Source organism: Clostridium mobile (assembly GCF_018918285.1).
Taxonomy (GTDB): domain Bacteria; phylum Bacillota; class Clostridia; order Clostridiales; family Clostridiaceae; genus Clostridium_AW; species Clostridium_AW mobile.
On record NZ_JAHLQF010000003.1, the window covers coordinates 666,239 to 690,078 of the forward strand.

Genomic DNA, 23,840 nt, shown 5'->3' on the forward strand with positions numbered 1-23,840 from the left:
CGGATGCTACGTCCCTGGATAAGTTCTTCTAAGCTTCAGTTGGAGTAAGTATTCCTTTAAGCAAACTCCATCTGAAGCTAAGAATCACTTGATATAAGTAATGAAAGAAGGGGATGGTATTAATGAGTAAAAAAGGAATATTAGTAGTAAGCTTTGGTACAAGTTATGAAGAAACGAGAAAGGTTACAATCGAAGCAATTGAAAATAGAATAAAAGAAACTTATTCTGATTATGAAGTTAGAAGAGCTTTCACATCAGGCATGATAATTAACAAACTAAAAAAAAGAGACAACTTATATATAGATAATACTGAAGAAGCTTTAGAGAGAATGGCAAAGGAAGGGTTTGAGGAAATATATGTTCAAACTTTACATATAATGCCGGGCGAAGAATATGATGATATAAGAATTGCAGTTCATAAGGCTAGAAAGAACTTTAAAAAGTTAGTTTTAGGAAGACCACTACTTTATAGAACCTCTGATTACAACAAGGCAGTTAAAGCTCTAAAAGGTCAGATTCCAGAAAGAGAAGAGGACCATGCTGTGGTATTCATGGGACATGGAAGCACTCATCCAGCTAACTCAACTTATTCACAATTGCAATGCATAATGGATGTGGAAGGATTCAAAAACGTATTTATAGCTAATGTGGAGGGCTTTCCTGAACTAGATGTCCTATTACCAAAGCTAAGAGAAAATAATATAAAAGAAGTTACTTTAATGCCATTTATGCTAGTAGCAGGGGATCACGCAATTAATGATATGGCTGGTGATGAAGAGGATTCTTGGAAGACTATTTTGGAAAATGAAGGTTATAAGGTAAATATATATCTACACGGACTAGGAGAAAACAAGGAAATTCAAAATATATTTATACAGCATCTTCAAGATTGTATAGATGGAAATCCATTGATGAAAGAAGAATAGTAAGTATTAAAAATTTAGTAAAAGCCAAAAATGAGAAGAATTAAATTTATTAATAAAGGAAATAATTTAACTGTAAATGTTGAAGAGAAATAAACAGAAATTATAATTAATTTCAAATATTTCATAAAAGAAGTATTTTACCATATATTTCATAGAAAATACGGTTGAATTATGATATAATCGTTTACGAGTAGGAGGTTTAAATTTACTCCTATATGGACTTAATTAAACTTATAAAGGACTGCTTTTTTCTATACAATACTTATTAAAATGAGCATTGTAAAAGTTAGTCGACGGACAAAAACTTTTGAAAGAAGGGATTTATTATGGAAAATAAGGGGTATATACAAGTATACACTGGAAATGGTAAGGGGAAAACTACTGCATCATTAGGGCTTTCACTTAGAGCAGTTTGTGCAGGAAAGAAAGTTTTTTTTGGTCAATTTACAAAAGGTATGAAATATAGCGAGCTTGAAGCTGTTAAAATCTTACCTAACTTTGAAATGGAACAGTTTGGCAGAAATGCTTTTATATTTGGAAAACCAACAAAAGCTGATATTGAAGAAGCTAAAAAAGGTTTAAAAAGAGCGGAAGAAGTTTTAACTTGTGGAGACTATGACGTAGTAGTACTTGATGAAATAAATATAGCTTTATTTTATGAATTATTTACAGTTCAAGAAGTTTTAGAACTTATTGAAAAGAAAGCTGAAAAAACTGAATTGATTTTAACAGGAAGATATGCTCCACAAGAAATCATAGATAGAGCAGACTTAGTTACAGAAATGAGAGAAATTAAACATTACTATACTCAAGGAGTACCTTGTAGAGTAGGTATTGAAAACTAGTTTTATAGTTAAAAGCTGAGAATTAAGATTTAAATTTAAAGAAAGGGATTTTTGCAAGACAAAAATCCCTGTTTTAATATAAGGGGGAAGGGTATTATTATGGAAAATAAGGGGTATATTCAAGTTTATACAGGAAACGGCAAGGGAAAGACTACAGCAGCATTAGGATTAACTCTAAGAGCTATTTGTGCAGGGAAAAAAGTATTTTTAGGTCAATTTGTAAAAGGAATGAGATATAGCGAGTTAAAAGCAGTTGAATATTTACATAACTTAACAATTGAACAGTTCGGGAAGAATTGCTTTATATACAATGAGCCAACACAAGATGACATAGATAGAGCTATAAGAGGACTTAAAAGATGTGAAGAAGTAATAAATTCTGGAGAATATGACATTATAATTTTAGATGAGATAAATATTGCTTTATTCTATAACTTATTTACATCAAAAGAAGTTATAGATATATTGGACAAAAAACCTGAGAATACTGAAATTATAATAACAGGAAGATATGCTCCACAAGAGATAATAGATAGAGCAGATTTAGTAACTGAAATGGGAGAAATAAAGCACTATTACTATAAAGGAGTTAAGGTGAGGAAAGGAATAGAAAATTAGTTAATAACTATAATAATTAGCAAAACATATTGAATAAATAGTAGTTATATAATATAATAAAATAAGTATTAAAATTGTATATTTATGTTATTAGGTGCTACCTTAAACCGGTAGTTAAAAGGGAAAGTGGTGAAAATCCACTACAGCCCACCGTTACTGTGATGTAGATGAAACCTTGAATTAAGTCACTGGATAAAAAATTATCTGGGAAGGCAAGGGAGTAAGATGAAACTAAGTCAGGAAACCTGCCTAGTAAATGTTGATTCTTTCGGAGGGAAAGATACATACACAGCTAATGGGAATATTTTAGCCATATTTATGGTGAAATGTTACATTGAATTATTCTAAGAACCCTTCTGGGTTCTTTTTTATGTGTCCATATGTGTTTTGTCCCTTTGAATTCTGTGAGAGGGGGTGGAACAATGAAGATGTTAAAAAAAATCATACCAATTGCAATGCTTTTCTTAATATGTTTTTTTACTATATCATGTGGAGGTAAAAAAACGTCAAATTCTACATTAAGTAATTCTAATATAGCGGTATCTCAAGATATAAATCATAAAGATAAGGTAGCAGCTGAAGATAATAAGTTAACTAAAAATAATGAGTTAACTAAAGATAATAATGAAGCTAATACTAAAAATCACAAAGATGAATTAAAGGATAGTAATGCGTCAAATAAAACGGAGAAAAATAGTGATGATGTAAAGACTAAAGAAAATAATTCAAATAGCAACGCTAATAAAAAAGATATTAAATCTAATAAAAGTATAGAAAATAAATTAAATACTGAAAAAAGTGAACCAAACAGTAAAAAAGTAGAGCTAGATAAGTCAGTACCGAAGGAAGATAAAAAGAAAAAAGATTCATTTACCCTAATAATAGCAAAAGAATCAAAAGGATATACTGGTAAAGAGCCTGAAATACTTGTAGAAAAAGATGTGGAGATATCAGAAGATAAAAACGCTATGACATATCTTAGGGAAAATTCAGATATTAGAGATAAGGGCGGATTTATATATGAAATAAATGAAATACGTAGTATTTATCCAATTCCAGCATCTAAGAAAACTGATGAGCAAAAGAAATTAGGAGTACTAGGGGTAGATTGGTTTATATATTTAAATGGTGAAAAAACATCAGTAGGTGCTAATGATGTGTACCTTAATCCAGGAGATGAATTGCTACTTGATTATCATGAATGGGATAAAAGAGAATTTTCATCGGAGACACAATAAATTAAAAAGTTTATTAAAACAAATGATTATAAAAAGGGAGGATAATATGAACAAAAAGTTATTAAGTAAAATAGCTATAACTATGTTCACTATGACGTCATTATTATTTACAAATTCGTCGGTGACTTATGCTCAAAATGCAAAAAGTAGGGTTTATGGAAAAGACAGAATAGAAACTTCTATTGAAATAAGTAAAGAGGGGTGGAAGACAGGCTCACAGACTGCCATAATAGCTCAGGGTTATAATTACGCAGATGCATTATGTGCAGCGCCCTTAGCTAAAAAATATAATGCCCCAATAATGCTCACATCACAATACTCATTAAGTGAAGATATAATAAAAGAGCTTAAAAGATTAAATGTGAAAAATGTTTATATAATAGGAGGACCTAAAGTAGTTTCAGAAAAGGTTGATGAGCAATTAAAAAGTATAAACATAACTAATATAACACGTTTATATGGAGATACAAGGTATGAGACTTCTCTTAAAATCGCAGATCAACTAGGTAGTGTTAACGAAGTTTTCATAACATCAGCAAATGGATATGCAGATAGCCTTTCAGTTGCAGCTATTGCAGCTAAAAAAGGAGCACCAATAATATTTGCAGATAAAAATGAATTAAAGCAGCCTGTAAAACAATATATTAATAAAGTTAATCCGAAAAAAGTTTTTGTTATAGGTGGAGAAGGCGCCATTTCAAACAATGCTATAAAAGGAATAAACAATGTAGAAAGAATAAGTGGACAAGACAGATTTGAGACAAATGAAAAGGTATTACAAAGCTTTAAAAATGATATTATTTTTGAAAATGTTTATGTGGTACAGGGAGCAGGTCCAAAAGGAAACGAATTTGCAGATGCCCTTTCATGTTCAGCATTAGCAGCACAAAAGGCAGCACCAATAATATTAACAAATAAAGACATAACACCAGATTTAAAGAATTTTGTAAATGATAACATAACATCTTTAAGTAATATAATTGCTATAGGTGGAGAGGACGTAGTTCCATCAAGTATATTGGATAAGATAGAAACTGACGTAGAAGTAACAGAAATTAATAAAGATAACTCAATTTTTGGAGAGGAAAAAACTAAAAAAGTTATAAATGGAGATTTAACAGTAAAAGCCGATAAAGTAACTTTGCAAAATTTACAGGTCAAGGGAGTATTGATAGTAGATCCTGGTGAAAAAGGTTCAATAGATATTAAGAATGTAACTGCTAACACTATAGTAGTAAAATCAGGTGGAGAAAATAGTATTCATTTATTAAATTCTAAAGCTCACAATTTAATAGTTGATAGTAAAAATAATGTAGGAATTGAGTTAAAGGAAAGTAGTAATATAAATAATACTAGTGTTAAGAGTAATGCAATATTAGATAATGTTAGAGGTAATTTTGGAAATGTATTAATTCAAAATAAATCAGATTCAACTGAAAACAAAGTGGTGCTTAAAGGAAAATTTGATAAAACAGTTGATATTATTGGTAAAGCGAATGTAGATTTTAAAGGTGACTTTTCTGAAGTAAAAGTAGCTAGTGAAGCAAAACTAAATATAGAAAAAGACTCTAAAGTAGAAAAAATATCTGCTAATAGTAAATGTAATATAAAAGTTAAAGATGGAGCAACTGTAAACAAAGTAGAAAAAGGAGTCAAAGATGTAGAAATAGATGGTGATGTAAAAGATGTAACAAGCACTGACAAGGGAAATGGGACACCCCCTGGTGAGGGAGAAAAAACAACAGGTAGTGATTCATTCACATTAGTAATATCAAAAGGTAATGGAAGCTCAGAATTAAAAAAAGAAACTTTAAAAATCAAGGACAATAATAATGCAATGAATTATTTAAAGAGTATTGCATCTGTCACAGAAAAGGGAGGACTAATCACTGGAATAGATGGAATTTCAAATAAAACTTTAAAAGAACTTTCAGAAGAGCAAAGAAAAAGAGGAATAATAGGAGAAGACTGGTTTATATATTTAAATGGCTCAAAGACATCTGAAGGGGCTGATGGAGTTTATCCAAAAGCTGGAGATACATTGAAGTTTGATTATCACGAATGGGATTGGCGGGATCTTGCACCAGATGAAAGTGTAATGCCAATAAAAATTTCAAGAGTACCTAATAGCATAAAGGCAGGGGAGAATTTTGAAGTAAGAGCTACTTGTGTATATAAACCAGTATATGATGCTGTAGTTAAAGTTGACGGAAAAGAAGTAGCAAGAACAGATATGGACGGATGTGCAACTATAACAATTAATTCCACTGGAAAGCATACAGTATCTGTTGAAAAAGAAAGTGGAAAAGATGAAAAGACAATTGAAGTAACACCAAATGGTAGTTCAGGTGGCGATAATGGTGGTGACAATGGTGGAGAAATAGATCCAGAAAAACCTTTAGATAATGCATTTAAGATGACTAGCAATGGTGATAAAGTTCAGATGAAAATTACCAATGAGGAAAACGGAGAAATTACAATAACATTGTATGATTCAAATAATTCATTAGTATATATTGGACAAGATACTCTAAACAATGGAGCAGTGAAATTTAATACAGTGTTAGATAATGGAAAGTATTATGGATTTTATAAATTTAAAAATAAAGAAAAAGTTAAAGTAGAATTTGAAATTAAGTAATGCATAGGAAGTGATTTATATTTTCACATATAAAAACAGAAATACATTTTTACAAAGATTACATCCTTTAACAGGGATATTACTTCTTATAGTGTATATTATATTGTTTTTGCAAATAAATAACCCAATACATCTATTAATAATACTAGTAAGTCTTTTAGTTCTTGCGTATTTAGATGATTCTTTAAAAGACTTGCTTTCATATGGAAAACTTATATTGCCCTTTACTTTATTGATCGCTATATTAAATCCTATTATGGTTCATGATGGGAGCACTGTAATATATGAAGGACATATAAATTATCCTGTATTGGGACCTATGAGAATTACTTTAGAAGCTATAATTTATGGAATATTTAATGGTATCAGGGTTATGTGTGTAACACTTACTTTTGGTTTAGGAAATTTAATAATTCACCCTGATAGAGCTTTTGGATTTTTTTCTAAGTTTTTAAAGAAGTCTTCATTACTTATGAGTATGACTATAAGGCTTTTTCCAACTATGATGACCTCCTATGAAAATATAGTTAATGTTGAAAAACTTAGAGGAAATAAAATGTTTCATAAAGATATGAAAAAAAGTATTAAATGCAGTGGAAATATAGTAAAGATATTATTTTTATCAAGCTTAGAAGATTCAGCAGATATGGCAGAATCAATGTATTCAAGGGGATATGGAGCTTTGAAGAAAAGAAGCTCCTATTTCCATGAAAAACTTACACATAGTGATATATTCTTGATTTTAGTATGCATTTTCATTTTTGTGTATTATGCATATTTTAATTTTAAGGGTTTTAATGTTTTAAATTTCTATCCGAAAGTAGATAGTCCAATAAAGGCTTTATCAGTTGAAGGATATATACTTTGCATAATGATGTTTCTTCCATCATTAATATGTTGGGGGTGGAAAACTTGGAAATAATAAATATAGATAAGGTTACATTTAATTATCCAGAAGATAAAAATAATGCTTTGAAAGATATAAGTTTGTCTGTAAAAGAAGGAGAACTTGTATTGATTGTAGGACCATCAGGATGTGGAAAATCTACCCTTATAAGACTTTTAAATAGAATAATTCTTGATTATTATGGAGGAACATTAAAAGGTGAAGTATATGTAAAAGGTAAAAATATTGAAAGCCTTAATAACCATGATATTGTTAAAACTGTAGGTATGGTATATCAGCACCCTGAGAAGCAGATTGTACTTCAAGATGTGGAAAGAGAAATTGCTTTTGGACTTGAAAACCTTAATACGGATATAAACATTATGAAAAGGAATGTAGCGGAAGTTATATCATTGCTTGGAATAAATGAGATAAAGGACAAGCAAACTACAGAAATATCTGGAGGCCAGAAGCAAAGGGTAGCAATAGCTTCCGTAGTGGCCATGGATCCAGATGTTATATTATTTGATGAGCCTATATCTCAGCTTGATCCTATAGCGGGGGAAGAAGTTTTAAATTCTATAAAAAAGTTAAATAGAGATATGGGAAAAACCATAATTCTTGTGGAACAAAGGCTGGATAAATGTTTCCATTTAGCAGATAGAATTATATTTATGGAAGAAGGAAGGATTATTGGAGAAGGAACTCCACATGATGTTCCTAAAAACATACATAAAAAATATCATTTACCTAACATTGCATACATATTTAAAAAAGCAGGAAAAGATACAATACCTACAAATGTTAAGGAAGGTAGGGAAGCTTTGGAAGGTATAAACTTTAAAGAAGTAAAAGTGGAAAAAGAAAAGAGAAATTTTTCACAGTGCATTATGGAAGTAAGCAAATTAAACTTTCAATATGAAAAAGGGAGTAAAACTTTAAACAATATAAGTTTTAAACTGCACGAAGGAGAAATACTGGCGGTTATGGGGGAAAATGGTGCGGGTAAGAGTACTCTTTTTAAAATAATATGTGGGCTTATAGATAGTTATACTGGAAAGGTTTTAATAGAAGATAAGAATATAAAAAAAATTAGTCTGGACAAAAGGATTAAAAAAATAGGGTATCTTTCACAAAATCCAAATGATTATTTTGGAAGAAGAACTGTTTTTGATGAAGTAGGATATACTCTAGAAAACATTAGTGAATACGATGAAAAAAGGATTATTAATGTATTAGAGCGTTTAGATTTGATACATTTAAAGGACAGAAATCCAAGAGACTTAAGTGGTGGAGAAAAGCAAAGAACAGCTATTGCTTGCACATTGATTACAGACCCAGACATTCTTATTTTAGATGAGCCTACACGAGGAATGGACTCTATAGCAAAAGAAAAGCTTGGAGACATTATAAAAGAACTATCTGCACAGGGAAAATCTATTGTACTTATAACCCATGATGCTGATTTTGCTGGAGACTATGTTAATTCTGTAATGCTTATGTTTAATGGTGAAATTGTAGCTAAAGGGCCTGCAAGTACTATACTATATGATTCTATATATTATTCACCACAAATTGCTAAAGTATTTAAGAAAAAATGTAGAGTTATAAAATCTGAAGATGCTATTGAAATTTTGAAGGTGATGTAAATGAAAAAAAAGATTAAGTTAGGACCTATAATTATTATTTTTTATACAATAATGTTACTTTCAATGACTTATTTTGAATTTCCATTGGAAAGAGCAGTAGAAATATCTGCACTATTTATTATAGGTACGGTTATAGTTCTATTTGAAAATAAGGAAATCAACGGAAGAACTATGGCGGCTTTAGCAACAATGTCAGCACTTGGAGGAGTATTAAGAGTACCATTTGCAGCTATACCAGGATTTCAACCAGTTACATTTATATGTGCAGTAACGGGTTATACATTAGGACCTGTAAATGGTTTTATGGTGGGTGCTATGAGCGCATTTATTTCTAATTTCTTTTTAGGTCATGGTCCATGGACACCGTGGCAGATGTTGGGATGGGGCTTATGTGGCGTTTTCTTCGGAGTTTTTAAGAATAAAATTAGCAAGTGTGGAATAAATGGATTTGTAATAATATGTGCAGCTTGGGGATATATCTATGGAACTATATTAAACCAATGGTATGTTTTAGAGTTTATGAGACCAATTACATTAAAAACTATATTGGCAGGAAACATATTAAGTTTTTCTCATGATACATTACATGCAGTAGGTAATGCAATTTTTGCAAAATTTTTTGGAGAAAGTTTCATAGAAGCTTTAGAAAGATATAACAAGAGAAATAAGGTTATAAGAATTAAAAATGAAACTATAGAAAATAAAAGTTTATAGAGGGTAAATAATTAAGGAAATAGTTGTAGATTTGTAATTAAATAGGATGAATTTTATTACAGGGAGGAAACAGAATGAAAAAAAATTATAAAAAGATAGTATCTTTTTTAGTAACATTTATGATGATTTTATCTTTTTTTAATGTTGGAATATTAAAGGATTCTAAGGTTTTTGCAGGGGAAAGTAAAAAGACAAGTATCAGTGTGTCAGCTGAAGGAGATTATAATTATACGCAAACAGAAGAGAGAACAGGTCACTCTGACGATAGAATAGAAACTAAGGATGAAGGTGGAAAAGTAACAATAGAAGAAGATGCTGGAGAGCTTGAAGTTGATGCTGATGGAGAGGACATCATAAAAACAGATGAAGAAAAGGCAGTAGTAAAAGAGCAAACAAATACAGATAATAATGATGAAAAAAATACTGTAAAGGTAGAAGTAAGAGTTGAAGCAAATGATCATACCATAGTTCCTGAAAAAGAAATAGAGGTAGATAATTTTGATTTGAAAACTTATGGTTTTTCCGAGAATGAAGACAGCGTAAAAGCAATACATGCAGTTATTAAAGCTTTGGAAAGTGAAAATATAGATTGTAAAGATAAAAGTAAATTTAATGCTATTGATGGATATATAAATAATATAGCTGGCGTTAAGCAAGGTTCAGTATCTTCAAAAGATGGCTGGATGTTTTATATAAATAATAATTTTGCGTTAGACTACATGAATAGAGTAGATATAAAAGATGGAGATAATATAGTGGTGTTTTTTCAGGAGGATTATGAGAAAAACACATATTCTTGGTTTAATGAAAGTTACATCAAAGCAAAAACAGGAGAAGATATTAATTTAAAACTTTTAGGATTGCAATATGATGTAAATACTAATGAGTCAAAAGAAGTTAGTATAAGCGATGGCAAAATATTAGTAGATAATAAAGATTATATAGAAAACGGAAAGTATGTTACTACGGATAAAGAAGGAAATGCTAAATTCAAATTTGATAAAGAAGGAACTTACGAAATTTCAGCAGTAAGATTTGATGAAGATACAAAAAGAAGAAACATATCAAGACCTTATTGTAAAGTAGTAGTAGAAAAGGGAGAGGGTACAGTAGATAAAACTCCTCTTGTTAATTCAATCGATGAAGGTGAAAAGATTTTTAAAGCTGCAAAGATTGGTGAAGAAATAGGAGAATACTCGAAAAAAGCTAAGGAATTACTTGAAAAATCAATAAGTGAAGCAAAAGTTGTATTAAATAAAGAAGGATTAACTACAAATGATGTAAATACTGCTAATACAAATCTTCAAAATGCCATACTTAAGTTTAAAGAAAGTGTAAATAAGGATGAAAGCTTACAAGATATCATAGATGATGTTCTTTCATACTATGATACTTGGAAAGATAATAGTTTTAAAAGTTTTGATTTCATAACATCTATGGCTTTAAGAAGAGCTGGAGTAGATACGGACAAACTATTAAGTAAAGTAAATATTTATACAATGGATAGCCTACATAATAACTCAAAAAATGTTATGAATATTATAGGTGTTGGAAAAAATCCTAAAGACTATAAAGGTAAAGATTATACAAAGTATCTAATAGATTATAACTATGAGGATGAAGATACTTCAGAATATATTGCTAAAGCTATTATAGCTATGGATATGGCAGGCGTAGAATATGATAAAGAAAAAGTAGTAGGAGCATTATTAAGTAAAGCTCATGACGAAGGAGAAGGAAAAATCTCTTTTGGATCAATAGAAGAAGGTTATTGGGATGATTTTATGCAAGAAGAAACTGAGGATGAATATATACCATACATAGATTATACAGCATGGAGCTTAATTGCCCTATCAAATCATAAGGAGCTAAAAAATGTTCCAGAAGTTATAGAAGGAGCTAAAAAATATTTAAAGTCTAATCAAAGTAAGGATGGATTAATAAAAAATTCATCAGATACAGCATTGACAATTCAAGGAATTATTGCTTTAGGTGAAGATCCAAAATCTGATTATTGGTGTGTAAAAGATGGAGAGAAGAAGATTTCCATGATAGATGGAATGCTAAATTGTAGAAAAGATAATCAGTTTATGCTTTATCCAAAGGCTGGTATGGCATCAGATTTAGCAACCTCACATGTGCTCGCAGCATTAGTGGATTTAAATACTATGACTTCTATGTACAGAAAGCTTAAATATGAAGATATAAGTGTACCAGTTAAAGTACAAGTTTATGGAGAAAAAGAAGTTTATAGCGGAGGAAAGATTAATTTAGAAGCTAAAGCTTTTAATTACAATAATGTAGTTATTAAAGATGCAGCTATTTCTTGGAGAAGTTCAGACGAGAATGTTGCTACAGTAAAAAATGGAGTATTACATACTTTAAAAGAAGGGGAAGTAGAGATTACTGCATATATTACAGGCAGTGAAAAAATAAGTGGCAGTATAAAAATAAAAATAACAATACCTCCACAAATTGATTATAGTGATAGATTAAATAAAGAAATAGAATTCTTAAAAAATCATTATATGGCCTATGGAAAGTATGAATTTTTAGCATCACCAGCAGCTGTTTTATCAGGTGTGGATAAAAATATAGTAAAAGAAAACATATATAGATATTCTAAAAATTCTACTGCATTACAAGTTTCAAAAACAATTATAGCACTTTTAGGAGCAGGATTAGACCCTAGAAATGATGAGGTGAAAAATGCAAAAGTAAACCTTGTGGAAATATTAGAAAAAGCTCAAGTATTAGATGGAGTGAATAAAGGAAAGTTTATAGTAAATGAGGCTATGGATAAAAGTTCTATAGAAACTCAAGCTTACTGCATTATAGCATTGGACTTAGCAGAGGGAAAATATGATAAAGAATTAGCTGTTAAAGCCCTTTTAAATATGTTAAATGATTCAAATTACAAAAATACAGACTTGTCATATAAGTATATTAAAACAGAAGCAGTAGCTGCTACGGCTTTAGCTAAACATAAGGATGTTTTAGGAGCGGAAAATAAAATAAATGAATTAATAACATTCTTCAAAGAAAATCAAAATGAAGATGGAGCTTTTGACATGGTGGCTGGAAGCACCTTTGTTAATAGTCCAGCAGCTACTGGAGTTGTAGTACAAGCTCTTTTATCTAATAATATAGATCCATTATCATGGCAGTGGACTAAGGGTGGAAAGACTGTTTTAGATGGTATGCTAAAGAGTAAATTTGAAGGAAGAGATGCTTCTACATCAGGATACTCTCAAGGGGAAGGTCTTGGATTTGAAAACTCAGAAGCTTCTTACTATGCTTTTTCTGCATTAGTTCAAATGTTAAATAAAAAGTCCATTTATGACATGATAAAGGAAAATATACAAGATGACTCAGAAGAAGTAACTCCAAAAGATTATACATCAATGGTAAATGAAACAATAGACACAATAATAAGCAAAAATTTATCATTAGAGAATGATTGGTATATTATTGAGTTAAATAAGGCAGGCAAGGAAATACCAAAGGATTATATAAAAAAAGTTACAAAAGAAATAGTAGATGCCAAAGGACAATTAAGTAATGATACTGATTATGCTAAAAAAATCCTTGGAATTTTAGCTGCAGGAGGGGATCCAACTAATGTAGGGGGATACAATCTTGTTGAGAAAGTATACAATAATGACTTAACTCAAGGATTAAATGCCTATGTATTTGGTCTTATTGCATTGGATTCAGGAAACTTTACTATACCAAAGGAAAGCAAATGGAATAGAGAAAAACTTATACAGACTATTCTAGAGGGAAGAACAAAGGATAATGGTTGGGCATTTTTCGGAAGTACTACAGATGTAGATGCTACTGCCATGACTATATCTGCCTTAGCACCTTATTATAATAGTAAAAAGGAAGTAAAAGAAGCTATAGATGAAGCGTTAGTTACTCTTTCAAAGATGCAGACAGAAAAAGGCGGCTTTAAATCTTGGGGAAGTGAAAATAGCAATAGTACTTCTATGGTTATAGTAGCACTTTCCTCACTTAATATAGATTTAGCAGCGGATAGTAGATTTATCAAAAACAATAACACTGCAATGGATGCTTTAATGGGTTATAAAACAGAGGATGGAACTTTTGGGTTTAAAGATAATAAATATAATAAATTCGCTACAGAGCAGGCATTAAGAGCTTTAGTAGCATATAAAAACTTTAAAGAAGGAAAAGGGTCTATATATAAATTTGATTTTACACCTGGTGAAGAAGAAGTAATTCCACAAGATCTAGAAATTAAAAACTTAACGGATGTAAAAGAATTTAATTTAAATTCTAATGCAAAAATATCTATACAAGCTACAAACAATAGTAAGGAATCCAAAAATGTAACTTTAATAGTAGGTCTATTTGATGAAGATGGAAAGCTTATAAATTATGTTGCAGCAAATCAAAGTATAGAAAGTGGTAAAAATGTAGAATTAAATGGAGTGTTAAAACTTCCAAAAGAAGGAGAGTACGCAGTTAAAGCCTTTGTTTGGGATAGTTTAGAGGAAATGAACTATATTTCAAATACAATAGAAATACCGGTTAGATAATAAATAGGATTAGGATTTTTTACTTTGTAAAAAATCCTTTTCAAAATATATTAGCTATTAATTAAATTAAAGGAGGATTGTCTGTGTTAAGGAATAAAAAATTTTATATTAATCTATCATTAACTACAGGAATACTTTTATCATTATGTAGCTATGCTAGAGCGGCAGAAGTGAACAAAGACATAGAGGATATACACAAAATCTGGAATATAAAGTTTAATCAGGATGTGAATTTTGATGATGAAACTAAAAGAGAGATCACTATAAAAGACAGCCATGAAAATATATTAGAAACTGAAATAAATTTAAAAAATGGAAAAACTATAATTGTATCTTCTCCTAAAGAAGGTTATAAGGTTGGAGAGACTTATACTTTAAATATTGGTGGTAAAGTTCATTCAAAAGATTTAAAACCCATAAAGGCTCCGAAAAGCTATATCTTCAGGATAAAAGAAAAAACAGCAGATTATAAACATAAAGAAGAAGTTAATACTACAATAAGTACTGCTATTAATGCTTTGAGAAATGGTGCAGAGACAGAGTGGGAAGTAATCGCCCTTGCAAAGGCAGGAAAAACAATACCTGATACTTATGTTAAAAGAATTGAAGCCGATTTTAAAAAATCAAATGGAGTGTTGGATCAGCCCACAGATTATGAAAGAATAGTTCTAGGCTTACTTGCGGCTAAAGCAGATCCAACGAATATTGGTGGATATAATTTAATAGAGAAGATTTATAATAATGAAGATTTAGAGAGCCAAGGAATTAATGCATATATATATGGACTTATTGCACTAGATTCAAAAGAGTATTCTGTGCCTGACTCTGCTGTGTGGACAAGGGAGAAACTAATTAACGTCATATTAGATGAACGTACAAAGGATAAGGGATGGGATTTTGCTGGTATAAAAGCAGATCCAGATATGACAGGAATGGCACTTATAGCATTAGCTCCATATAAAGATATACCGAAGGTTAAAAAGGCTATAGATGAAGGAGTTGAAAAATTAATATCTCTTCAAAAAGAAAGCGGTGCTTTTGCCTCATACAATGTAGAAAATACAGAGAGTATAAGCCAGGTAATAATGGGATTATGTGCTAATGGTATAGATCCTACCGATAGCAGATTTATAAAAAATGGTAAAACCATGATAGATGCGCTAATGACATTTAAAACAGCTGATGGAGGATTTTCGCATTTGAAAAATGGCAGAAATGATGTAAAAGCTACAGAACAAGCGTTATTAGCACTACAAGCTTATAAGAATTTAAAAGAAAAAAATAGTGTTTCCATATATTAACAACTTTATAATAACTAAATTTATGGGGGGAAGTTTATATGAATAACAAAAGGAAAAGAATAATATCTTTTCTCATGGCATTTGCTATGATTTTGTCCACACTTAATTTAAATTTATTTAATTCTAATAAGGTTTATGCAGAGTCAATAGAGAGTGTACAAGCTACTGCAACGGTGAATGAGGCCATAGAAGCGGTAATTGCTTGTATGAATAAAGATTATTATGATAATAAAGGTGGTTCGCTAGAAGGAGAAGCTTATGCGGCTATGCATAAAGCAGGAGCAGACATAGGGAAAAAAGATTGGAGAGTAAATAAGGATACATCTAGCTACGGGCTAGCAGCTTTTGGATCTAAAGTAACTCAGGCATTAGCACTTATGGATTTAGATGAAGATCCAACAATTTATAAAGAAATAAGCTTAATTAGCGATATAGCAAAAGATATAAACAAAGTAAGTTCATCTAGAGATATGGGTATAAATGAAGTTAAAGCTTTAATCTTACTAGATAGATATAGTGAAAAGTATAGTGATAAAAAAGTAGATTATAATTTAGAAAATGCAATTAAAAACTTGATAGAAGCTCAAAAAAAAGATGGTTCAATAAATAATGCACCACAACATACTGCTGCTGCAATAGTTGTGCTAAATAAGCATAGGGATATTGAGGGAGTTAATGATTGTATAAATAAAGCTTTAGATTATTTGCATGGAAAGTATACACAGAATGGAGCTTTAGTAAATTCAAAATTCTTTACTGGGCCTAACGCTGAAGCTGTAATGTGGTTTGTACAAACAGGAGAGAATTTAACATCAGAAAAGTGGATTAAAGATGGTAAAGGAATAATAGAAACATTATTTAATTCATGGAATGGTAAGAAATTTGTAAGTTCTACTGGAAGGAGCGACTATAGCCCAATACCAAAAGTACTTTCTGCACTAGTTTCCCTTAAAGAAGCAGGATATGGAGACTATGAAATAAAAGGGGTAAAATTTGATAATATAAACAAAGAAGAACCTGAAAAAACTTGTAAAGCAAACATAACTATAGTTTATCCAAATGGAGATAAAAAGTATGATGTAAAATTTAAGCCTAGTGAAGTTACTATAAGCAATAAGAAACAATCAGGACTTACAGTTTTAGGAGCATTGCAAGCAACAACGGATGAATATGAAGCAAAAGGTAGTATGGTTACATCTATTTTTGGAATGAAAACTGAAGGCATGAACGGATGGATGTATTCATTAAATGGAGAAGTTCCAAGCACCTATGCAAATGAAACAGAAGTTAAAGATGGAGATAAAATTGTTTGGTATTATAGTAAAGATTCCATGAATGGAAAAGGACCTTCTTACGAAGAAGTAGTAAATTTAGTAAAAGATATGGACAAGGAAGAAAAGCCAGAAGAACCTGAGAAACAAAAAGATGGCAGCAGTATAGCATCAATAATAAACGCGATAGTAAATTATTATAATGAAGATCATTTTATAACTAATCAAGGACAATTACAAGGTTTTCAATACTCTGCTATGTACAAAGCAGGGGCAGATTTAGGTAAAAAACAGTGGTATTTAAGTGAAAAATATGAGAGTTTCGACAAAGACTTAGCCTATGTAGGAAGTAAGGCAAATCAAAGCTTAATCCTTATTGATTTAAATAGGGATGCAAATGATTATAATAATAGAAAATTAATCGATGAAATAGTAGAAAAAATAAATAGTACTAATAGTTATTTTGGACAAAGAGAAATAACTGCTGTTATAGCATTAGATAAATATAATGAAAAATTCAAAGATACAAAGGTTGATTATAATATAGAACATGCTATTAGTAAAATCATAGAAGCACAATGCGAAGATGGAGGATTTAAAGAGAGAGGAAATTCCTCTGTTCCCATAAATACAGGATATGCATTAATGGCCTTAAGCAAGCACAAAGATGTAAAAGGTGTAGATGAAGCTATAGAAAAAGCTTTAACATATTTACAAGGAATACAAAAAGATGATGGTGGGCTATATGATACAGCTTTTATAACAGGATATCATTCAGAAGTCCTTCGTGGAATAATTGCAGCTGGAGAAAATCCTACATCAAAAAAATGGACAAAACCATCAGGTAAAAATCCAGTAGATGCCTTATTCACACTATGGAAAGATAACAATTCTTTTGACGGTAAAAAAGGCGAAAGTATAAACAACAGAGGCTGGGTAGAAGCTACATGGAAAGCATTATATGCATTGATAGACTTAAGGGATGCTGGATATGGTGAATATGTAGTAGATGGAGTAAAGGTTAAAGGAATAGATGATGGAGATAATGAGCAGGAAGAAAAAACTTTTAAGGTTAATGTAGCTATTGCCATACCAGAAGGTGGCAAGTATGAATGTTATTTCAAACCACAAGAAGTTACAATAAGTGATAAAAAGCATGATAAAGGATTTACAGCTCTTGGTGCGTTACAAGCTTCCACCGAACTTTATCAAATGACAGGAGACATGGTTACTTCTATATATGGGATAGAAAATGCAGGAAAAAATGGGTGGATGTATACTGTAAATGAAGTTGTACCAGAGGAGATGGCAAGCAAAGTTTCAGTTAAGGCTGGTGACAAAATTATATGGTATTACTCAATGGGCTCCATGGAAGGTAAAGCACCAACTTGGGAAGAGTTAACAGGAAAAGATTCAGAAGAAAAGCCAGAAGATTATACAAAAGAAGTAGAAGAAGCAATAAAATCATCATCAGCTGTTATATTAAATGGAAATATTGATGATTGGAATGCAATTGCTTTAAAAGTAGCGGGAATAGATGTACCAGATACTTACTTGAAGTCTATAGAAGAAAAAATAAAAAATAGAGATGAGAATTTATTTAATGATAATGGTAAATTTTCAAGTACTACAGATTGTGAAAGAACAATTATAGGAATTGTAGCAGCTGGTGGAGATCCAAGAAATATTGGAAATTACAATTTAATTGAAGATTTATGCAGTAGAGATTTATTAAATGAAAGTAATATATACTCCTTAATTTATGGACTTATTGCACTAGATTCAGGTAAATTTAATTTATTTAATAACTCTAAGTTTACAAGGGAAGATATAGTAAAAGAAATAGTTGATATGCAGTCAAATGGAGGATGGGGATGGGGACCCGTAGATGGAGATACCACATCCATGTGCTTAATAGCTCTTTCAAATTATAAAAATGATGAAAATGTGAAAAAAGCAATAGATAATGGAGTAAAAGTTTTAAATGATATAAGAAATGATGAAGGGGAATATACTTCAGAATGGAATAAAAATGAATCAAGTGAAAGTATCTCTCAAGCGATAGTAGCTCTTACTGCATTAGAAATTGACCCAACCAGTAAAGAATTTACTAAGGGTGAAAAAAATTTATTAGATTGCTTATTAGCATATAAAACTAAGGATGGAGGATTTGCACATACTAAGAATAATTTAAATGTTGCAAATAGAAAAGCAACAGAGCAAGCTTTACAGGCATTGGCAGCATATAAAAACTTTAAAGATGGAAAGATAGATTCTATATACAATATTAAGGAATTCAAAGATGATATAAAAGTAGAAGAAATAGAAATTAAAAACTTAACTAATGTAAAAGAATTTAAATTAGGCACTGATGCAAAAATAATTGTACAAGCAATAAATAATGGAAAAGAAGCTAAAGATGCAGCTTTAATAATAGGTTTATTCGATAAGGATGGAGAGTTTGTAAATTATGTCGCCGCAAAGCAAAGCATAGAATCAGGTAAAACTATAGAATTAAACGGAATAATTAAACTTCCAAAAGAAGGTCAATACACAGTAAAAGCTTTTGTTTGGGATGGCTTAGAAGATATGAATTCTCTCTCAAATGTAATAGAAATACCAGTTAAGTAATCAAGTGACTATTGGCTTCAGATGAAGAGGTAAATTTCATCTGAAGCCAATAATTGATTATCAAAAGTGGTAGATACACTACATAGGGGATAAACAATGATAGCTGTTCCTAAATTTAAATAAAATATTAGCATAGGAGAAAAATTTTATGAAGAAAAAAAGTAAAAAAATAATATCCATTATAATAACTTTTTTAATGTGCTTTTCAATATTGGATTTTTCAATATTAGGATTAAAAGCATCTGCAGAGGGAAATGGAGAAAATGAAACTAATTCCAATATAAGTATAAGAGTAGAAGGAATAAGAGATAATTTATTTGATAAAGAAGTAAGTATAAAAGATGAGGTATATGTAAAGGATTTACTTTCAAATGCGGTAGGGGAAAACAATATAGAAGGACTGGATTCTAATAATGTAACTAAAATTTTGGGAGAAGAGAGAACAGGAAATATAGGATGGATGTATTATCTTGTAGACAACAATGGCGATATATTACAAGGTAATGCAATAAGTGAGCAATTAATTAAAGATATTAAAGGTAATTATTACAAAGAAATGGTTTGGCATATGACAAAATGGCTTGGAGGAATTACATGTATATCTAAAATTTATATAGAAAATACAGGTAATTTATATAAATTAAAAATAACCGAAGAAAATGTTATGATGGGAATTTATCCAAGACCTGCAAAAGAAGTCAATGTAAAAGTTGAAGGAGTAGGGGAATACAAGACAAATGAAATTGGAGAAGTATCTTTCAAAGTAACTGAAGGAGAACATAAAGTTTATATTTATAAAAATGCTAAAGATTTAAAGGGTGAAGAATATCCAGCTATAGTAAGACAATGTTTTTCTATAGTAGGTGAGGCTTCAGAATCTGAAACTAAATTTGAAAATATAATAAAAGATATAAGAAAATATTATGAGAATAATCAACAAGATAATTATTTAAATATACTTTCGTTTAATCATATAAATTCTGGAGAAAAGAAGAATTTTAAATTAGAAGAATCAAATAATGTAGCTGCTATAGCAGATAACATAATGGGAATAATAGCGATTAGCAAAAATCCTTATAGCTATGAGGGAGTAAATTATGTAAAAAAGCTTATAAAATCTCAAAGTGAAAGTGGCAAATTTAGTCTAGGAGATAGTGACGAAGAATCAGTTACTGCACAGGCAGAAGCTATTATTGCATTAGATATGGCTTCAGCTAAATATGATGTAGACAAAGCTTTAGCATCACTAATAGGTTTAGCTAAGGATAGAAAGTATGAAGATATAGATAGTACTACAAAGGCTTTAATAGCACTATCAAAACATAAAGATGTAAATGGAGTTAATGAGTTAATAGAATCTTGTCTTAATTATTTAAAAGATCAGCAATTAGAAGGTGCAGGTTTTGATTATTATGGAATGGGAAATAGTCCTTACTCTACAGCACCTGTTATACAAGCTTTGATTACAGTAGGAGAGAACCCACTAGAAGATAAATGGACTAAAGGTGGAAGAAACTTATTAGATGCACTATTAGCTTGTAAAGTATCTGACAATGGATTTGAATTTATTGAAGGTATGGGAGGAGGATTTTCAGACTCTACAGCAACAAATTTAGCTTTTGCAGCTATTGCAGATATTTATAAAGGACAATCTATGTACCAAAATTTCAAATTCAAATTGGAAGAAAAACTAGATTTAAATAAAATAATAAAGGAAGAACTAGAGGATATTAAAGATTATTATAATAACACTTCAAATTATGATTTTAATACTATAGTTGGTCTAAAAGCTTTAGGCATAGAAGATAGTGTACTCCAAAGTAAAGCAAAATTAAATAATAAAGAATCTATATTATTTGCCGCTGGAGATGTTATTTCTATAATTGGAATGGGAAAAAATCCAAGAAACTATAATGGCAAAAATTATGTAGACATTCTTGTGGATTACATAAAAAATCCTAAGGAAAAACATATACAAACTAAGGCATATTTATATAGCTTAATAGCTTTAGATATGACTTCTGGTGATAAAGAGGATATTAAAATAGTTTTAGAAAAAGTAAAAAGTAAGTGCAAAAGTGGCAAATTTAACAATGTTATAGATGCAGCGTTGACAATCACAGCACTTTCAAATCATAAACATGAAGAGGATATAGCTGATATAATAAATTCAGCTATAACATACTTAAAAGATGAGCAGCTAGAAAATGGAGCTTTTACTATTGATAAAGATATGTGTCCAGAAGGTGATAGTCAAGATACTGCATTTGTTATAGAAGCATTAATTGCCGCTGGAGAAGACCCGTTATCAAAGGAATGGACTAAAGATAATAAAACACTATTAGATGCATTATTATCTTTTAAAATGGGTAAGGGATATATATATTCAAGTATGTTTGGTGCCTATGAACAGGATATGTATACATCTTTTGTGTTAAGAGCATTTATAGCACTAAGGGATAAAGAAACTGTATTTAATAAATTAAAAATTTCTTATGATGCAGACAAAGATAAGACAGAAGATATAAAAAATGCTCTAAAAGATTTGAAAATTTATTATAGTGGTAAAGAAAATTATGAGTTTAGGGAAACATTAGCATTGAATCATACTAGTAATAATATTTCAGAGGATATAAAAGATCTACAGGAAAAATATAAAGTAAGAGAAAATATTGACAGTGCAGCTAGTGTTGCTGCTAATATTATGGGTATAATAGCTAGTGGTAAAGATCCTAAAAAATATAATGGAGTAGATTATGTAGAAAAGCTCACAAACTCTCAGGTGAAAAATGGAGAGGATAAGGGGAAATTTATAATTGAAGAAGAAGATGGAGTGTATCCAACAACACAGGCATATGCAATTATGTCATTAGATATGGCTGATTCAGACTACAATAAAGAAGCAGCTATAAAGGCATTGTGTAATATGAGCATAAATGGAGTATATAGTGATATAGATACCACAGCTATGGTAATTACTGCATTAGCAACTCATAAAGATATAAAGGAAGCGGAAAACATAGTAAAGTCTTCTATAAAATATTTAAAAGAAAAACAAAATAATGAAGGGGGATATGATACTTATGGGCAAGTTAATAATCCATGTACTATATCCACTGTAATACAAGCACTTGTTGCAAATAACATAGATCCATTAAGTGATGAATGGACAAAAGAAAACAGTACTATGGTAGAAGCTCTTTTAAAGAATAAAGTTAATGGTAACTTTGGAAATGATTTTGCAAATAATCAAGCATTTATGGCTTTAGCTGATTTGTATAAGGGAGAATCTATGTTTAAAAGTATTAGACTTTTAGATGCTTCTGGTGTTAAAAAAGTTATAAATGAATTAAAAGACTATTACAGTAACAAGGATAATACCTATAACTATATTCAAGCTCTAACATTAAGTAAAGTTGGATTTTCCAAGGATTTAATAATGCCTAAGTTACAATTAAGAGAAAAAGAGCCTGATTTTTTAAATTATGATAATAAAACTACAAATCATGCTAAAAATATAATAGCTATAGTATCAGCAGGATTAGATCCGAAAAATTATGAAGGTAAAAATTATGTAGATATTTTGGTCAAGTCTCAAAATGATGAGGGACAATTTAAATTACCTGAAGATGATAAATCATCTATTATATCTCAGGCTTATTCTATAACAGCTTTAGATATGTGTAAAGAAAATTACAATATAGATGGAGCTATAAAAATATTAAAAGATGTAGCTGATAATATTAAAAACCCAAATTTATCAATTATATCATCAATAACCATCGCATTATCTAATCATAGGGATATAGAAGGGGTTAATAATTCAATAAATAATTGTGTACAAAAACTTAAGGAATTACAAATTGAAGATGGGGGATTTAGTTTAAGTATAGAATACCAAGATGAGAAATGTTCAGAATATACCTCAGAGGGGATACAAGCTTTAATATCAGCAGGAGAAGATGTATTGTCACCAGCATGGAGTAAAAATGGAAAAACACCATTAGATGCATTAATGACATATAAAAAAGGAGATTATTTTATTTATGATGAAATAAAAGCTAATTATAATGATTTTACAGATGAGGCAAATGGAATGGCTTTTGCAGCTCTAGTAAGTATATATAACGGAGAATCTGTGTTTAAAGCATTAAATCCACAAAAACCAGATGGTGAAAAACCAAGTGAGGATAAGGAGTTTCAAATTAAAAACTTAACAGAAGTAAAAGAATTTAAATTAGGTACTGACGCAAAAATAACTGTGCAAGCGATAAATAATGGAAAAGAAGCTAAGAATACAGCTTTAATAATAGGTTTATTTGATAAGGATGGAGAGTTTGTAAATTATGTTGCCCCAAAGCAAAGCATAGAATCAGGTAAAACTATAGAATTAAACGGAATAATTAAACTTCCAAAAGAAGGGCAGTACACAGTAAAAGCTTTTGTTTGGGATAGCTTAGAAGATATGAATTCTCTCTCAAATGTAATAGAAATACCAGTTGAGTAAATAATAATAGGGATTTTTGCAAGTCAAAAATCCCTATTATAAATGTAA

General features: G+C 30.2%; 12 protein-coding genes and 1 riboswitch. All 12 genes read left to right on the forward strand.

Features of this window, described 5'->3' with window-relative positions:
- Positions 1–122: 122 nt before the first annotated feature.
- Entirely contained in the window at positions 123–926 is an 804-nt protein-coding gene (locus KQI86_RS14900) for a sirohydrochlorin cobaltochelatase (protein ID WP_216440138.1), read from the forward strand.
- Between the two features lie 323 nt (positions 927–1,249).
- Positions 1,250–1,771, forward strand: coding sequence for a cob(I)yrinic acid a,c-diamide adenosyltransferase (gene cobO, locus KQI86_RS14905; RefSeq protein ID WP_216440256.1), 522 nt, complete (start codon positions 1,250–1,252; stop codon positions 1,769–1,771).
- Between the two features lie 96 nt (positions 1,772–1,867).
- Positions 1,868–2,389 carry a cob(I)yrinic acid a,c-diamide adenosyltransferase gene (gene cobO / locus KQI86_RS14910; RefSeq protein WP_343216184.1) on the forward strand — a complete coding sequence of 174 codons (522 nt, stop codon included), beginning with the start codon at positions 1,868–1,870 and terminating at the stop codon, positions 2,387–2,389.
- A 75-nt stretch (positions 2,390–2,464) separates the two neighbouring features.
- A riboswitch (cobalamin riboswitch) is annotated at positions 2,465–2,656 on the forward strand.
- A gap of 155 nt (positions 2,657–2,811) precedes the next feature.
- Positions 2,812–3,627 carry a DUF4430 domain-containing protein gene (locus KQI86_RS14915; protein WP_216440140.1) on the forward strand — a complete coding sequence of 272 codons (816 nt, stop codon included), beginning with the start codon at positions 2,812–2,814 and terminating at the stop codon, positions 3,625–3,627.
- Positions 3,628–3,673: 46 nt separating this feature from the next.
- Positions 3,674–6,268 carry a cell wall-binding repeat-containing protein gene (locus tag KQI86_RS14920; protein WP_216440141.1) on the forward strand — a complete coding sequence of 865 codons (2,595 nt, stop codon included), beginning with the start codon at positions 3,674–3,676 and terminating at the stop codon, positions 6,266–6,268.
- A gap of 10 nt (positions 6,269–6,278) precedes the next feature.
- The gene (locus KQI86_RS14925; protein ID WP_343216177.1) at positions 6,279–7,190 is read left to right on the forward strand and encodes an energy-coupling factor transporter transmembrane component T; all 912 of its coding nucleotides are present in this window, start codon (positions 6,279–6,281) and stop codon (positions 7,188–7,190) included.
- Positions 7,181–8,803, forward strand: a complete 1,623-nt coding sequence (locus KQI86_RS14930) for an ABC transporter ATP-binding protein (protein WP_246582823.1) — start codon at positions 7,181–7,183, stop codon at positions 8,801–8,803. Before KQI86_RS14925 ends, KQI86_RS14930 begins: the two co-directional genes overlap by 10 nt.
- Positions 8,804–9,517, forward strand: coding sequence for an ECF transporter S component (locus KQI86_RS14935; RefSeq protein ID WP_216440142.1), 714 nt, complete (start codon positions 8,804–8,806; stop codon positions 9,515–9,517).
- 74 nt (positions 9,518–9,591) lie between these two features.
- On the forward strand, positions 9,592–14,082 hold the full coding sequence (locus KQI86_RS14940) for a DUF4430 domain-containing protein (RefSeq protein WP_216440143.1): 4,491 nt from the start codon (positions 9,592–9,594) through the stop codon (positions 14,080–14,082).
- A gap of 83 nt (positions 14,083–14,165) precedes the next feature.
- Complete coding sequence (locus tag KQI86_RS14945; RefSeq protein ID WP_216440144.1) at positions 14,166–15,383, forward strand: prenyltransferase/squalene oxidase repeat-containing protein; 1,218 nt, start codon at positions 14,166–14,168, stop codon at positions 15,381–15,383.
- 38 nt (positions 15,384–15,421) lie between these two features.
- Positions 15,422–19,285, forward strand: coding sequence for a DUF4430 domain-containing protein (locus KQI86_RS14950; protein ID WP_216440145.1), 3,864 nt, complete (start codon positions 15,422–15,424; stop codon positions 19,283–19,285).
- A 148-nt stretch (positions 19,286–19,433) separates the two neighbouring features.
- The gene (locus tag KQI86_RS14955) at positions 19,434–23,792 is read left to right on the forward strand and encodes a prenyltransferase/squalene oxidase repeat-containing protein (protein ID WP_216440146.1); all 4,359 of its coding nucleotides are present in this window, start codon (positions 19,434–19,436) and stop codon (positions 23,790–23,792) included.
- Positions 23,793–23,840: the final 48 nt, after the last annotated feature.